The organism is Streptomyces sp. NPDC127197, from assembly GCF_042672405.1.
GTDB lineage: Bacteria > Actinomycetota > Actinomycetes > Streptomycetales > Streptomycetaceae > Streptomyces > Streptomyces flavusporus.
The window spans coordinates 19,395-33,282 of sequence record NZ_JBHXVG010000024.1 but is presented as its reverse complement, the minus strand read 5'-3'; the positions used below and the strand labels follow the sequence as shown (position 1 = coordinate 33,282).

The window sequence follows — 13,888 nt, the reverse complement described above, 5'->3', positions numbered from 1 at the left end:
CGCTCCCCACCCACCCAATCTCGCTGGTGGTCGTGCCTCCCGTCGCGCCCCGGGGGGGTGGGGGGGCGGGCGCCCCCCCCGCCCGTGTGGGGGGGGGGGCCCCCCCCCCCGGCCGTGACATCGCTCCTGTGCTGCTCGGCAGTCCATCGCTCAGACGCCGACCTGCTTGCCCGGCTCCGTCCGCTCGGGCTGCTCCGTCGGGGCGGCCGCCGCGGACCTCTCGGTGCGCATCACCAGCAGCGTGATCAGTCCGCCGACCGCAGCGATGACCGCGGCCGCGGTGAAGGCGGCGCTGAAGCCGTCGGTGAGGGCGGGCAGGTCGCCGAGCCGGCCCGCGCCCTGCGAGGTGGCCAGGGCGGTCAGCGCGGCCAGGCCGAGCGCGGAGCCGACCTGGTAGGTGGTGTTGACGATGCCGGAAGCCAGGCCCGCCTGCTCGGCCGGGGCGCCGGACATGGCGGCCATCATCGCCGGGATGTACGCCAGCGACATGCCCAGCGCGGCCACCAGCGAGGCGGGCAGCACATCGACGACGAAGGACCCGGTCGGCTCCACCGCCGACAGCCACACCAGGCCGAGCGCCAGGACCAGCAGTCCGCCGCCGATCAGCGGCTTCGCGCCGAACCGGGCCAGCAGCCGGGCGCTGATCGCGGTCATGAAGACCATCAGCAGCACGGTCATCGGCAGCAAGGCGGCGCCCGAGGCGAACGCCCCGTAGCCGAGGACCTGCTGGAGGTAGAGGTTGAGGAAGTACCACATCGGGATCCACGCGGCACCCAGCAGTGTCATCGCCAGGTTCGCTGAGCCGAGCCGCGGCACGCGCCAGATGCCGAGCGGCATCAGCGGCTCGCGCACGGCCCGCTGGATCACGAAGAAGACCGCCAGCAGGGCGCCGGCGCCAACGAGTTCGAGCACGGTCTGCGTCGCACCCCAGCCGACCTCCGGGGCCCGCACGACCGCGAAGACGGCGAGCGCGAGACCGGCGGTGACGGCCACCGCGCCGAGCACGTCGACCGCGCCGCGACGGGGTGCGACGGCCGGGAGCAGCTTGGTGGCGGCGAGGGTGGCGACGCCGATCGGGATGTAGATGATGAACACCCACGGCCAGCTCAGCCACTCGGTGAAAACACCACCGAGGAAGACGCCGGCGGTTCCGCCCGCCGGGGCCGCGGCGCCGTAGAGGGCCATGGCCTTGCCGAGCTCCCTCGGGTCGTGCGCGAAGAGCGTCATCAGCAGGGTCATCGCGGCCGGGGCGATCAGAGCGCCGCCGACGCCCTGGACCGCGCGGCCGACGACCTCCACCCATGCGCTCTGCGTGGCCGCCGCGGCGACCGAGCCGGCGATCAGCACCGTCCATCCCGCGGTGAAGACGCGGCGGGCGCCGAGCAGGTCGGACAGGCGCCCGCCGAGGAGCAGCAGGCCGCCGAAGGCGATGACGTAGGCGTTGAAGACCCACTGCAGCTCACCCTGCGAAAAGCCGAGGTCCTTCTGCATCTCGGGGAGCGCTACCCCGATGATCGACGTGTCCATGATCACCATGAACTGGGCGGTGGCGAGCACGACGAGTGCCCACCAGCGCCGGGGGTTGACGGTTGGCATGACCTTCCCCTTTTTCTAGATCCCAACAGAGCCTCGATATACCCCTAGGGGGTACTTCGCGGTGGAAGATAACATACCCCTAGGGGGTATGGAAGGTGTTGGGATTGGCCCGCATCCCGGCCCGGAAATGGACGCAGCCTGGTCGCTGTCTACGGAGGACAGCGACCAGGCTGCGGAGTGTCGGTTCTCTCGGTGCAACCGGCGGCGAACCCGGTGATCGGGCGGGGCTTCCCTGGCGAGGGTGCCGGCGGCGCGTGTCGAACGCCCGGAAGAGGTTGCCCTTGATAGGGGCGCGGGTCATGCGGGAGAGGTGGATCGCATCGGCGGCTACGCGCAGGTCACTTCGGTGGCGAGGCCGAGGCGGTCAGCGGTGCGCCGCTACGGGGGCGGCCCTCACTGGCGAATATGCGGTCGTTCAAGTCGCAGGCGACCAAGACGCCGGGGGTGGGGTGTGGCCGTGACGGCGGGGGCGCGGGGATCCGGCAAGGGTGCGCCATCGTGGGCAACGCTTCGGCGTCGGATGCCGGCGTGCCGAAGGGACGGATGACTTTGTACGACAGAACGGGCAGCGTTTCGACAGCAGTTTGGGCGGCGGTCGAGCGACGGTGCTGGCGCGCATGTTCACGAGTGGCGACAGCAGCGGAGCTGTCGGTCATTTGCAGCAGTCGCACCCGGGACGGCAACCACACGCGTCTTCTTCGGCTGTCGCCAGTTCAGGGCCTGCCGAGGGTGCACAGCAGCCCTTGCCCTGCCAGGCATCGCGACCTTCCTTGACCGCGATGGCGGCGATGGCGAGGGCGGCGATCGGGTCGGCCCAGGACCAGCCGAGGGTGGCGTTGAGGACCAGGCCCACCAGCAGGACAGCGGACAGGTAGGTGCAGAGCAGGGTCTGCTTGGAGTCTGCGACTGCGGAGGCGGAGCCGAGTTCGCGTCCGACCTTGCGCTGGGCGGCGGACAGGAACGGCATCACGGCCAGGGAGAGGGCGGCGATGGCGATGCCGGGGATGGAGCGTTCAGCCTCGCCGGTGCCGGTCAGTGCGCGGACGGCCTCAACGGTGACGTACGCGGCGAGGACGAAGAACGAGACGGCGATGATGCGCAGGGTGGTCTTCTCGCGCGCTTCGCGTACGACGTGGTCGCGGGCGGAGAACTGCCAGGCGACCGCCGCGGCGGAGGAGACCTCGATGACCGAGTCCAGGCCGAAGCCGATCAGCGCGGTGGAGGAGGCGATGGCGCCGGCGGTGACGGCGACGATCGCCTCGATGACGTTGTAGGTGATGGTCGCGGCGACCAGCAGCCGTATCCGACGGGCGAGGAAGTCGCGGCGGGCCGGGGAGGGGCCCAGGGATATGGATATGTCCGAAGCCATCAGCAGCAGCCCTTCTCTTCGGCGTCGGCGCAGGTGCGGTCGGTCTCGATGGCGACCACGGCAGTGCGCAGGTCGTCCAGCGCGTGGCCGAAGCGTTCGTCGGCGAGCTCGTAGCGGGTGCGGCGGCCGTCGGGGACGGTGATAACCAGGCCGCAGTCGCGCAGGCACGCGAGGTGGTTCGACAACCTGGTGCGGGAGACGCCAAGGGCGTCGGCGAGGTCAGCCGGGTAGGCGGGGCCCTCTCGCAGGGCGAGCAAGATGCGGCAGCGGATCGGGTCGGCGAGCGCGCGGCCGAACCGCGCGAGTACCTCGATGTCGGAGGCAACAGTCAGCACACCACGACAGTACATGAAACCCTGAATTCAGGAAGTCGTGGACTATTGATCGCCAGGGCAGACGAATGCTGTTGGTGCTGCCCGTTCTCGCGTACATCGACACGAAGCCCTCGCCACGCTGCCCAACTCGGAGAACATCCGCTGCCGAAATCCGTGAACAAGGCCAGATGGAGGGGTATCGCGCGCCTACCCTCCCGGGTGGTGCAGGGAAGCCTTCGGGCGGGGTCGGGGCCCGCCAGTTCAGTGGCCGGGCTCGGCGTGTGCGCCGTGGTCGCCGAGCTGGGCTTCGAACCAGCTGTGCAGGGCGTCGACCAGTGCGGAGTCTTCCGTGGTGTAGGTCAGAGTGGCCCCGTCCGCCCGTTCCTCGTACCGCACCTCGAAACGGTCATAGCCGTTCTGAAGTTCGGCGAGGCCGGGCATGTCTGCGCCGTGGATCCGGGCCGGGTCTGAGAAGTCCCCCTGGCTGAACGCCTGGGCTTCTTTCCGCAGGTGCGCGCGTATCAGGTCGACCTGCTCGGCATCGCCGCGCTGGTCCGCCACGACGTCCTGGGTTCCGCCCGTTGCTGTGGGGGTGAAGCGGTGTGTGGTCTGTTCGAGATCGAAGGGCATCACGGTCTGTCCCCGCTGGGCCACCACCTTCTGCCGGTCTGTCTGCCGGTCGCCCGGATCCTGCTGCGATCCGCCGAACGCCAGGGCCGCAGTCACTGCCGCGCCGGTGACGGCCACGGCCGCACCCGCCCCCAGGACCCGGCGTTTAACGTTCCTCATCCAGTGCCTCCTTCATGACGTCGAGGGCGTGCAGAACGCCCTCCCGTTCGTGGGCCGGGATCGATTCAAGGAGCCGGGAGAAGCGCTCCCGTCGTGCTTCGGCCAGGTTCTGAGCGGCTCGCCGGCCCGAGGGGGTGAGCCGCAGCACGACACCCCGTCCGTCGTCGGGGGCGGGGACGCGTTCGATCCAGCCGCGGGTGGACAGTTGCCGGGCCAGCCGGCTCACGGTGCTCTTCTCCAGCCGCAGCCGCCGGGTCAGTTCCACCTGCCGCAGGTCGCCGTCCTCCGCCAGCTCGCCCAGGGCGTGCGCCTCGGAGACGGAGATCGGCTGGCCGCAGGGTGTGGTTTCCGGCTGGTGCAGCCCGAAGGCGCGGATGAAACTCCCCAGGGCCTTCTGGAGAACGATCGGGTCATCAGCCCTGCGATCCCTCGACATGGTTCGACCGTACAACCAAGAGGTTCGAACCTGCAACCACTTGGCCCTGGGTGGCGCGCACCGCACCGTGTTAACGACGGGACGAGCCTGCTGATCGGCAGTTTCAGTCGCCGGCGGCCGCATGGACCGCGTGAAATGGAGCCCGTCGAGCGGGCAGTGCTGGGTGCGGGCGGCGCACTCGTCGTTCCCACCGCGATGACCTGCGGATGACACCCAGTCGCGCGACCCGAAGAGGCTCGGCAGGGTTCATGTCCCTGTGCGGCGGCGCTGCCCCGGCGGGCAGCGCCGCGGGCTTCTGCTCAGTCCTCGCCGACCACGGTCAGGTCGTCGCCCAGGGCGGCGGCGATCTGGGCGGCCCGGGAGTGGTCGTCCAGGCGGCGCGTCAGGTAGGCGCAGGCGTGGCGGTGTCGCAGCGACCACCAGGCGGCGGAGCCGCCGATGCCACCTTTGGCGATCTTTCCCTTGTCACGGACGAAGCCCAGTGTCCAGGTGATCCGGGTGCCGAAGACCTCGTCGTAGTCGGTGACTTGGGAGGTGAGGAGTTCGGTGTGCAGCTGTGGTCCCAGCAGGCGGCGTACCGGACCGTCCTCGCTGGTGAGACGGGAGAAGAACTGGGCCATCGCGGTTGCCGTCGTGTGCAGGTTGACCGCGCCGAACACCGACTGCCGAAAGGCCCGGGAGTTCGTCCGCGCCGTGTCCAGGGCGCCGTCGGGTATCCGCAGCCAGGATGCGGCGTGGAGCTGCTGCGGCCAGTCGGGGTTCGCGTATTCGAGGTCGGCGACGCGGTTCAGTGCGTCCTCCGGCACGCCGAAGAAGGCGTCGAGGTCCAGGGCGGGTCGTACGACGTCGTTGAACATCGCCCCCAGTGTGGTTCCGGCGGCTGCGCGGAGGATGCCGTCGACCAGGTGGCCGTAGGTCAGCGCGTGCTCGCCGAGCGACGTTCCGGGGACGTACTCCGGTGCCGCCCGCGTCAGGCTGTCCCGCAGCCCGGTTTCGTCCAGCAGGTCGAGGCCCGCCGCCTCGGCCGGGAAGCGGGGCTGGCCCGCTCGGTGGGTGAGCACCTGGCGGAGAGTGGTGTGCTCCTTGCCCCGACTCCCGTACTCCTTCCAGTAGGTGGCGATCGGCTCATCCAGCGTCAGCGCGCCCTCGCGGACCGCGACCAGGGCGGCGAGGGTGACGAACGCCTTCGACAGGGAGTACGGCATGACCAGGGTGTCGCCGTGCCACGGACGGCTCCGTGCGGCATCGGCCCACCCCGCGTTCAGCCGGACGACTTCGCGGCCGTCCCGCCAGACCGACAGGCCCGCCCCTGTCTCCAGGCCGTCGTCCACCAGCCGCTGGAAGACCTCACGTACCGCTTCATACCCGTCCGTGACGAAACCTTCCAGGTGCGTCTCGTTCACGTCATGGGTGACGTGCTCCGTCCCACCGGGTGTCTCGGATATCTCGCTCACCTTTCGTACCTCCCTCGGGTACGCGAGGTGCCCAGCCTGCCGACCGGGCACTTCTCGTCAACGGTGTTGCGCGGTCATCTACTTGAGGATCCTCACTCGGGGTCCCGACTACTTGAAGGACCGCAGGCGCAGGCTGTTGGTCACGACGAAGACCGATGAGAAGGCCATCGCGGCTCCGGCGATCATCGGGTTGAGCATGCCGGCGGCGGCGAGCGGCAGGGCGGCGACGTTGTAGCCGAAGGCCCAGAAGAGGTTGCCCTTGATGGTGGCCAGGGTCCTGCGGGAGAGGCGGATCGCGTCGGCCGCCACCCGCAGGTCCCCGCGGACGAGGGTCAGGTCGCCCGCCTCGATCGCCGCGTCGGTGCCGGTGCCCATGGCCAGGCCCAGGTCGGCGGTGGCGAGAGCAGCCGCGTCGTTAACGCCGTCGCCGACCATCGCGACCGTACGGCCCTCGCCCTGGAGCCGCTTGACCACGTCCACCTTGTCCTGGGGCAGCACCTCGGCGATCACCTCGTCGATGCCGACCGTCCGTGCGACTGACTCGGCGACGAGCTGGTTGTCGCCGGTCAGGAGGACCGGCTTCAGGCCCAGCCGGCGCAACTCGGCGACCGCTTCGGCGCTGGTGTCCTTGACGGCGTCGGCGACGGTGAGGACGCCGCGTGCCTCGCCGTCCCAGGCGACGGCGACCGCCGTACGCCCCTCGGCCTCCGCCGCGGCCTTGGCCTCGGCCAGCTCGCCGGGCAGCTCGATCACCCACTCGGCGAGGAGCTTCTCACGGCCGACGAGTACCGCGTGCCCGTCGACCACGCCCTGGACGCCGAGGCCGGCGACGTTCTCGAAGTTCTCCGGGACAGGGAGGATCTCCACCCGCTCGATCGCACCCGCTGCTATCGCCTGGGCGATCGGGTGCTCGGACGCGTGTTCCAAAGCGCCCGCCAGACGTAGCAGTTCTGCCTCGTCGACCCCCGGTGCGATGAAGACGTCCTGCAGCTGCATGCGGCCCGAGGTCACGGTCCCCGTCTTGTCCAGGACGACGGTGTCAACGCGGCGGGTCGACTCCAGGACCTCCGGGCCCTTGATGAGAATGCCGAGCTGGGCGCCGCGGCCGGTGCCGACCATCAGCGCGGTCGGGGTGGCAAGTCCCAGCGCGCACGGGCAAGCGATGATCAGGACGGCCACGGCGGCGGTGAAGGCGGCGGTCGCGTCGCCGGTGACCCCGAGCCAGCCGCCGAGGGTGGCCGCGGCGATCAGCAGGACCACGGGGACGAAGACGCCGGAGATTCGGTCGGCGAGGCGCTGCACCTCGGCCTTGCCGTTCTGCGCGTCCTCCACCAGCTTCGCCATCCGCGCCAGCTGCGTGTCCGCGCCGACCCGGGTCGCCTCGACGACGAGCCGGCCGCCGGCGTTGACGGTGGCGCCGGTGACGGCGTCGCCGACGGTCACGTCGACCGGCACGGACTCGCCGGTGAGCATGGAGGCGTCGACCGCGGAGGCTCCCTCGACGACGGTGCCGTCGGTGGCGACCTTCTCGCCGGGCCGTACGACGAAGCGGTCACCGACCGCCAACTGGCCCACCGGGATGCGGACTTCCTTGCCGCCGCGCAGCACGGTGACGTCCTTGGCGCCGAGCTCCAGCAGGGCCCTGAGAGCCGCGCCCGCCTTGCGCTTGGACCTTGCCTCCAGGTAGCGCCCGGCGAGGATGAACGTGGTCACGCCGGCCGCGGCCTCCAGGTAGATGGAGGAGGAGCCGTCCGAGCGGGAGATGGTGAATTCGAAGCCGTGCCGCATGCCCGGCATTCCGGCGTGCCCGAAGAACAGCGCCCACAACGACCAGCCGAGCGCGGCGAGGGTGCCGAGGGACACCAGGGTGTCCATGGTCGCGGCGCCGTGCCGGGCGTTGGTCCAGGCTGCCTTGTGGAAGGGGAAGGCGCCCCAGACCACGACCGGGGCGGCCAGCGTCAGCGACAGCCACTGCCAGTTGTCGAACTGAAGGGCCGGGAGCATCGCCAGCAGCACGACCGGAACCGAGAGCGCCAGCGACACGAACAGACGCTGCCGCAGGGAGACCAACTCCCCGTCCGTGGCGGGCGGAGCCGCCTGGGCTTCGCCTTCGTCGCCGGCCGCGGGAACGGGAGGAGGCGGCTCCTCGGCCGTGTAGCCGGTCTTCTCTACCGTGGCGATGAGGTCGGCGACCCCGATCCCGTCCGGGTAGGAGATCTTCGCCTTCTCCGTGGCGTAGTTGACGGTCGCCGTGACGCCGTCCATGCGGTTGAGCTTCTTCTCGATGCGGGCCGCGCACGAGGCGCAGGTCATGCCGCCGATGGAGAGCTCGACCTCGGCGGCGGGCGCGGGAGCCTGGCTGGGAACGGCCTTCTGCGGATCCGTGCCGGTTGTCTCGGGAGCCGTGCTGGTCATGGGGATTCTCCTGGGGTGAGCCGGGACGTACGGCGTCCGTATCAGCGGAGCGATACGTCCCGGCGGGGAAGAAATCGCATGCTCGGGGCTGCTGGGCCCCGGGCGGGCTCAGGCGGTGCCGACGAGCTCGTAGCCCGCCTCGTCGACGGCGGCGCGCACGGCCTCCTCGTCGAGCGGGGCGGCGGAGGTGACGGTCACCTCGCCGGTCTTGGCGACGGCCGTGACCGCGGTTACGCCGTCCAGCGCGGATATCTCCTGCGAGACCGCGCCCTCGCAGTGGCCGCAGGTCATGCCGGACACCTTGTAGACGGTGGTGACGCCCGCGCCCTGGGCGTCGGATGCCGCACCGGAGTGGCAGGAGCCGTCGGTGGAGCAGCAGGAGCCGGAGGTCTTCTGGTCGGTCATGGCTTCTTCCTCGCGTGTGGATGCGTGGGCGTTCCAGGAGAGGCTCGATCCCGCCCCTCCCATGCGAGTCGACAATATACCCCCCAGGGGTATTCCTGTCGTGTGGTGCTGCCCACACGGGATGGGCATGCGGGCGTGAATCTCGTTGTGATCCGAGCGCTTCGGCGGCTCAGGAGTGCGGATGGAGGGAGGCGGTCATGCGGACCGGCGGGTATCCCTGGGTTCCGCGCACGATGATGAGGCCGCCGTGCTGCCGTCTGCGGCTGCGGAGAGGGGACTGGATGGGGGAGGGGTCGGTGGCGGTCCGTGAAGGGGGCAGTCCTGCCCTGGCGAAGTGGTGAGTGCGGTCGGGGGTTGCTGCGGGCGTGCCGCAGCTGTCCTGGCCCTGACGGTCACACGGTCATCAGCAGCAGCATGGCGGACATGGTTCCGCCCATGCCGACGTGAGCGGCGAGGGCCGCCTCCGGCGCGGCTCCGATCCGGCGGCGTCGGCCACCATAGCGACCCCGCTCCGCGGTGCGCGTCCTGTCCCACGCGGAGAGCGTCAGTGACGCCAGGTACACCACGACCGTGTCCGGCATGGTCAGCAGCCAGCGGGCCCAGCTGCGCCGTCGGCCGCTCTCGCGGCCATCGGTGGGACTGTTCCTCCTCGCACCGCGGACGCGCTGCCACACGGACGCGGCGATCGACAGCAGGAAGTAGACGGCGAGCGCTGCGATCACCCAGCGCCAGATCGCGGACGCCGAGGTGTCGGCCCCGGCGGTGGCGGCATGGCCACTCATGCCCGGCATGCTCATCCCGTGCATGGATTCCATACCGGCCACGTGTTCCATCCCGGCGGTGTGCCGCGTGTCCGCCGCGTGGTCCATCCCTGGCATGCCGGCCATGGCGTGACCGTGACCCAGGGCGAGAACTGGACCGGAGGACGTGCTCGTCATCGCCAGCGTCATGATCACCATGCTGAAGCTGCCGACAATGAGGTGCACCCAGTGGCGGCCGTAAGTCCAGCCGCGCTCGCGCGTGTGCTTGATGGCCAGCACGACGGCGCCGAGCCCCAGGATTGCGAACGCCGCCGACCACCACATGCCGTACTCCGCGTACCAGGCGACCGTCGCGGGCAGGGCCATCGTGGCCATGGACAGGCCCATCAGCAGGTCACCGCCCGCCGCGAACCGGGCCTCGCCGCTGGTGGTCATCACGCGGACCGCGCTGACGGCGGCGACGAGGGCGGCGACCGCCGCGATGGACCAGCTCAGAGCCAGAGTTCCCATCTCCACCCTTCCCGTTCGCCCCGCCGCGTCACTGCAAGGTCTTCAACTGCTAGGACCCTTAGTACGTATCGGGGCGGGAGAGTGCTCACGGGTTCCGCGGAGTTTCGCGCTGGGACGTTCTCGCTCGCGCGACTCGCACGGCCGCATCTCACGACTCCTGGCTTGTGAGCGCCAAGGCCGCCTGCCGAGCCCGATGGCGGTCGCGCCGGGGAGTAAGCCGTCGTTGTCCTGGGGGAGGCCGACGGAGGGTGTGTGTAGTCGCTCGCCGTTGGGGCGGCAAGGGTAGGCGCAATCCTGGCCTACAGCCCGGTCTGCTACGCACGTTGGCTCCAAGAGGGCCGTGCGCTGGGGACCCGTGAGGCCGGCTGCCCTTCCCAGCCTCTCGGCTCAGGGGCGTGTGGCCGCGAAGTACGGCATGTAGTTGAGGGGGGTGATCTCGATGTTCTTGCCGGTGCGCGGCGCGTGGATGGCCTTGCCGTTGCCTATGTAGATGCCGTTGTGCTGGCTGCTGTTGTACCAGTAGATGATGTCGCCGGGCTGCAGGTCCGACTTCGCGACCTTGCGTCCCGCCGAGTACTGCTCCTGGACGGTACGCGGCAGCGAGACGCCGGCCGCGCGCCAGGCCGCACCGGTCAGCCCGGAGCAGTCGTAGGAGTCCGGCCCGGTCGAGCCCCACCCGTACGGCTTGCCGAGTTGGGCGTAGGCGAACTCGATGGCGGTACGGGCGCGCCCGCTGGCAGGACCGTTGTACGTGGCGGCGCTGTCGCTGGTGCCGGCGGCCTGGTCGGCGGCAGCCTCCTTGGCCTCCAACTGCGCGCGCTGCTCCGCGCTGAGACTGTTGAGGAGCTTTCGGGCCTCGCGGAGTTTGCCCTGGATCTCCTCTTTCTTGCCGCTGAGCCGCTTGCGGACCTCCTCGGCATCGCTCAGTTTATTGGCTGCCTCGGCGCGGGTCTGGGCGAGTTCGCGCTGCTTGGCCTGCAGGCTGCTCAGCATGGAGACCTGGCGTGCACTCAGGCGGTCGGCCCTCTCCGCCTTGTCGAGGTAGTCGTCCGGGTCGGAGGAGAGGAACAGCTGCACGCTCGGGTCCAGGCCACCGCTGCGGTACTGGGCGGCGGCCGCCGGGCCCATTTCGTCGCGCAGTTCGTTGATCTCCTGCTGCTGCCTGGCCACTTGCTCCTGGGCGCGCTTGGCTTCCTTCTGGAGCTTGGCCTTCTTCTCGAGGATGGCGTTGTACTCCTCGGTCGGAGCCTCGGCCGCCTCGTAGAGCTCCTCGACCTGCTGGCGCACCTCGTCGATGGACGGTTTCGGCGCGGCCTGGCTCTGCGTCGGCAGGAGGGAGACGGTCCCCGCCGTTGCGGCCAGGACGGCGAGCCGGGAGCGGCTCGGCGGCTTCGGTCTGCGGTGCGATCCCATCCTGCGACAGCTCCTCTGTTCACCCGCGGCGGGCGGCGGGAGCCGTCATCCGCAGGTGCCGTGGCGTCGATCAAGTTCGCGAGCAACTTAGTAGCTTCGTAGTTCGCGTCGCAATCCTGTCCGAAGAAACGGGACGGTTTGCCCTGGTTAAGTGATGCCGTGCACGCAGCCCAGGAGCAGCGGGATCAGTGGCGCCGCCGCTGCCGCCACGGCTACAGAGGCCCGCAGCGCGGCGTGCGGCCGCCGCTGCGGCGTGAGCAGCCGCCGCAGACGGATCAGCGCACTCGGGCCACCCACCGCGAACGCGCCCGCGGGCGCCGCCCCGGCCGCCATGCCGTACATCGCGGCGGCGAGCACCTCGCGGGGCTGCCGGCGCAGGGCCCGGTCGTCGGCGATCATCTCCACGAGTACGGCCGTCTGCTGCCTGCCGTGCCGGGCCAGCGGAAGCGGGCCGAAGATCCGCGCGAACGCCTCGGTGGCGGCCAGGGCCAGGTGGTGACGGCCCGCGATGTGCGCACGTTCGTGCGCGAGTACGGCGTCGAGCTGCCCGGCAGACAGCAGCCGCAAAGCACCGGCGCTGACGACGACACGCGGCCGGTGCCCGGGAAGGCAGTACGCGGCGGGCAGCTCGTGGTCGAGGACAGTGGCGCCGAGCCGCGCAGAACGGCGGCCCACCAGATCCAGGACCTTCCGGTGAGGGACCGGGTGCGCCGGCCCCGCAGCGCTTCGAAGACGAAGGAGCCAAGGACGAGAAGCACCACGAAGGCGGGCAGGACCACCGCCAGCCGCGCGGCGGCTGTGGGATCGAGGGCGTCCGTGCTGGTCGTCAGGCCGCACGAGTGCAGCAGGCCGATCAGGTCGGCATGCAGGTGCTCGGTCGTGGCGGCGAGCTGGTACGCGGCCAGCGCGACCGTCACGGTGAACGACGCGGACAGCGCGAACCAGGAGGCCATGGCAAGCGCCGGCGCGCGATACGGCCAGGCGCTGCGCAGCAGCAGCCGCGGGGCGAGAAACCCGACCGCCCCGGCGTAACCGAACAGGACAGGAGCCGCGTTCACGGACCGTCCTGCCGCTCGGCAGTGGCCAGCGCCTCGCGCAGGGCACCGACTTCCTCGGGGCTCATCTGCTGCACGAAGTGCGCGAGGGCCGCGGGACGGTCCTCGCTGGTACCCAGCGCCTCCTCCATCAGCGCGGCCGAGTACTGCTCACGCGTACGGATGGGCGAGTACACCCAGGCGCGGCCCTGCTTTCCCCGCAGCAGCCAGCCCTTGTTGTAGAGGATCGTGGCCACCGTGTTCACGGTGGTGTAGGCGAGCGGCCGCTGCTTGTTGATGTCGTCGACGATCTCCCGCACGGTCGCGGGACGCTTCCAGCGCCACAGGCGGTCCATGATCTCCGCCTCAAGTTCCCCCAGCCGCCGCATGGTCGCTCCCTTATCGCCGCACTACGCAGCCACATAGTAGAACGTTCCCTGGGCGGATCAGTGGCCCGCTGCGGCTGGCCGCCATCACCCCCTCGCCGAAGCAAACAGGTCATTTGCTTGGCGCGTTAGCACGCTGTTTCGGGGGAGTTGGTGGATCAAGCCCACAAGGCCGCTAGTATCACGGCATGATTACGGCTTGGTCGCTCCCGCGCATCGTGCAGGCCCGTGCGTCTGCGGGTCCGCTGCTGCGCGTACTGGGCCTGGCCGTGCTGCTGTTCGGCGTCGTGTTCACGCACGCAGTGAACGTCGAGAGCGTCCAAGGACATATGGTGACCAGCGCAGTGGCGCCTGCTGCCATGTCGCCCGACGATGCCCACGACGCCACGGACACACAGGTGCTGTCCCGTCTTGTCGCAGCGGGCGGCGGACATGATGATCACGGCTCGTCGCATCCGGGCGAGCAGTGCCTGTCCGTGCAACCGCATCTGGGTCAGGTCCTCACACCGCCATGCTTTGCTGCATCGGTTAGCGAATCTGCTGCTTCCGGGCACGCCGCGGTGAACCGGGGCCTCAGCGACTCGGCGGTTACTGTCTCGCCGTCAGCAGCCGTCAGATCATCCGTGGTTCAGCAGGTCTAGGACTCGGCTGGCTCCTCCCGTCTGGTCGCTCCGCCCCGCCCGTTCGCGATGGGGCAGTGGAGCGTTCGCCGGTCCCGGCGCGACAAGGACCGGATCCCGTGCCCGCCGACGTGGATCCCCGGTCTGCATCATCGACGCCGTCCATCCCCCACCCATGCCTGCCGTTCTCCTGTGTGCCATGGCTGCCGCCGTGGCACAAAGAGGCGGTGGACGCACGGAGGACCTGTGCCGACACACTCCCGTATGCCCGCGTATGCCCAGGGGGCCCGATCCTCATATCGGCTGCGACAGCTCGTCTTTCTGATCCGTTGCGGCCTGCTCCTGGTGGTCGGCCTGTGCGCCGTCGCGCACGGGCCGACCGAAGA

At 70.2% G+C, this 13,888-nt stretch carries 13 protein-coding genes and 1 pseudogene; 1 reads left to right on the top strand and 13 read right to left on the bottom strand.

The window, feature by feature from the left end; all coding sequences use genetic code 11:
• Window positions 1–150 precede the first annotated feature (150 nt).
• From ACFVJQ_RS30660 to ACFVJQ_RS30600, 13 genes and pseudogenes are all read right to left on the bottom strand, one after another.
• A complete protein-coding gene (locus ACFVJQ_RS30660) occupies window positions 151–1,596 on the bottom strand; it encodes an MFS transporter (protein ID WP_385788760.1) in 1,446 nt (481 codons plus the stop codon).
• A gap of 652 nt (window positions 1,597–2,248) precedes the next feature.
• Window positions 2,249–2,965, bottom strand: coding sequence for a cation transporter (locus ACFVJQ_RS30655; protein ID WP_385516379.1), 717 nt, complete (start codon window positions 2,963–2,965; stop codon window positions 2,249–2,251).
• On the bottom strand, window positions 2,965–3,300 hold the full coding sequence (locus tag ACFVJQ_RS30650; protein ID WP_385788758.1) for an ArsR/SmtB family transcription factor: 336 nt from the start codon (window positions 3,298–3,300) through the stop codon (window positions 2,965–2,967). The genes ACFVJQ_RS30655 and ACFVJQ_RS30650 overlap by 1 nt, the downstream gene beginning before the upstream one ends.
• A 240-nt stretch (window positions 3,301–3,540) precedes the next feature.
• Window positions 3,541–4,068, bottom strand: coding sequence for an aspartate carbamoyltransferase (locus ACFVJQ_RS30645; protein ID WP_385516377.1), 528 nt, complete (start codon window positions 4,066–4,068; stop codon window positions 3,541–3,543).
• Window positions 4,055–4,504: a MarR family winged helix-turn-helix transcriptional regulator gene (locus ACFVJQ_RS30640; RefSeq protein WP_385788756.1), complete on the bottom strand. Its 450-nt coding sequence runs from the start codon at window positions 4,502–4,504 to the stop codon at window positions 4,055–4,057. The genes ACFVJQ_RS30645 and ACFVJQ_RS30640 overlap by 14 nt, the downstream gene beginning before the upstream one ends.
• Window positions 4,505–4,803: 299 nt before the next feature.
• Window positions 4,804–5,958, bottom strand: coding sequence for a serine hydrolase domain-containing protein (locus ACFVJQ_RS30635; RefSeq protein ID WP_385788754.1), 1,155 nt, complete (start codon window positions 5,956–5,958; stop codon window positions 4,804–4,806).
• 108 nt (window positions 5,959–6,066) lie between these two features.
• Window positions 6,067–8,373 (bottom strand): heavy metal translocating P-type ATPase, encoded by a 2,307-nt coding sequence (locus tag ACFVJQ_RS30630; protein ID WP_385788752.1) that lies wholly within the window; start codon window positions 8,371–8,373, stop codon window positions 6,067–6,069.
• 108 nt (window positions 8,374–8,481) lie between these two features.
• Window positions 8,482–8,778, bottom strand: coding sequence for a heavy-metal-associated domain-containing protein (locus ACFVJQ_RS30625; RefSeq protein WP_385788750.1), 297 nt, complete (start codon window positions 8,776–8,778; stop codon window positions 8,482–8,484).
• Window positions 8,779–9,170: 392 nt separating this feature from the next.
• Entirely contained in the window at window positions 9,171–10,049 is an 879-nt protein-coding gene (locus ACFVJQ_RS30620; protein WP_385516372.1) for a DUF5134 domain-containing protein, read from the bottom strand.
• A gap of 387 nt (window positions 10,050–10,436) precedes the next feature.
• A complete protein-coding gene (locus tag ACFVJQ_RS30615; protein ID WP_385516371.1) occupies window positions 10,437–11,462 on the bottom strand; it encodes an NlpC/P60 family protein in 1,026 nt (341 codons plus the stop codon).
• A gap of 147 nt (window positions 11,463–11,609) precedes the next feature.
• Window positions 11,610–11,861, bottom strand: a complete 252-nt coding sequence (locus ACFVJQ_RS30610; protein ID WP_385516384.1) for a hypothetical protein — start codon at window positions 11,859–11,861, stop codon at window positions 11,610–11,612.
• A gap of 129 nt (window positions 11,862–11,990) precedes the next feature.
• Window positions 11,991–12,137, bottom strand: a pseudogene (locus ACFVJQ_RS30605) (M56 family peptidase); the annotation flags it as partial.
• A gap of 379 nt (window positions 12,138–12,516) precedes the next feature.
• Entirely contained in the window at window positions 12,517–12,885 is a 369-nt protein-coding gene (locus ACFVJQ_RS30600; RefSeq protein ID WP_385516370.1) for a BlaI/MecI/CopY family transcriptional regulator, read from the bottom strand.
• 185 nt (window positions 12,886–13,070) lie between these two features.
• On the opposite strand from ACFVJQ_RS30600, the gene ACFVJQ_RS30595 reads away from it, so the two are divergent.
• A complete protein-coding gene (locus ACFVJQ_RS30595) occupies window positions 13,071–13,523 on the top strand; it encodes a hypothetical protein (protein ID WP_385516369.1) in 453 nt (150 codons plus the stop codon).
• Window positions 13,524–13,888 lie beyond the last annotated feature (365 nt).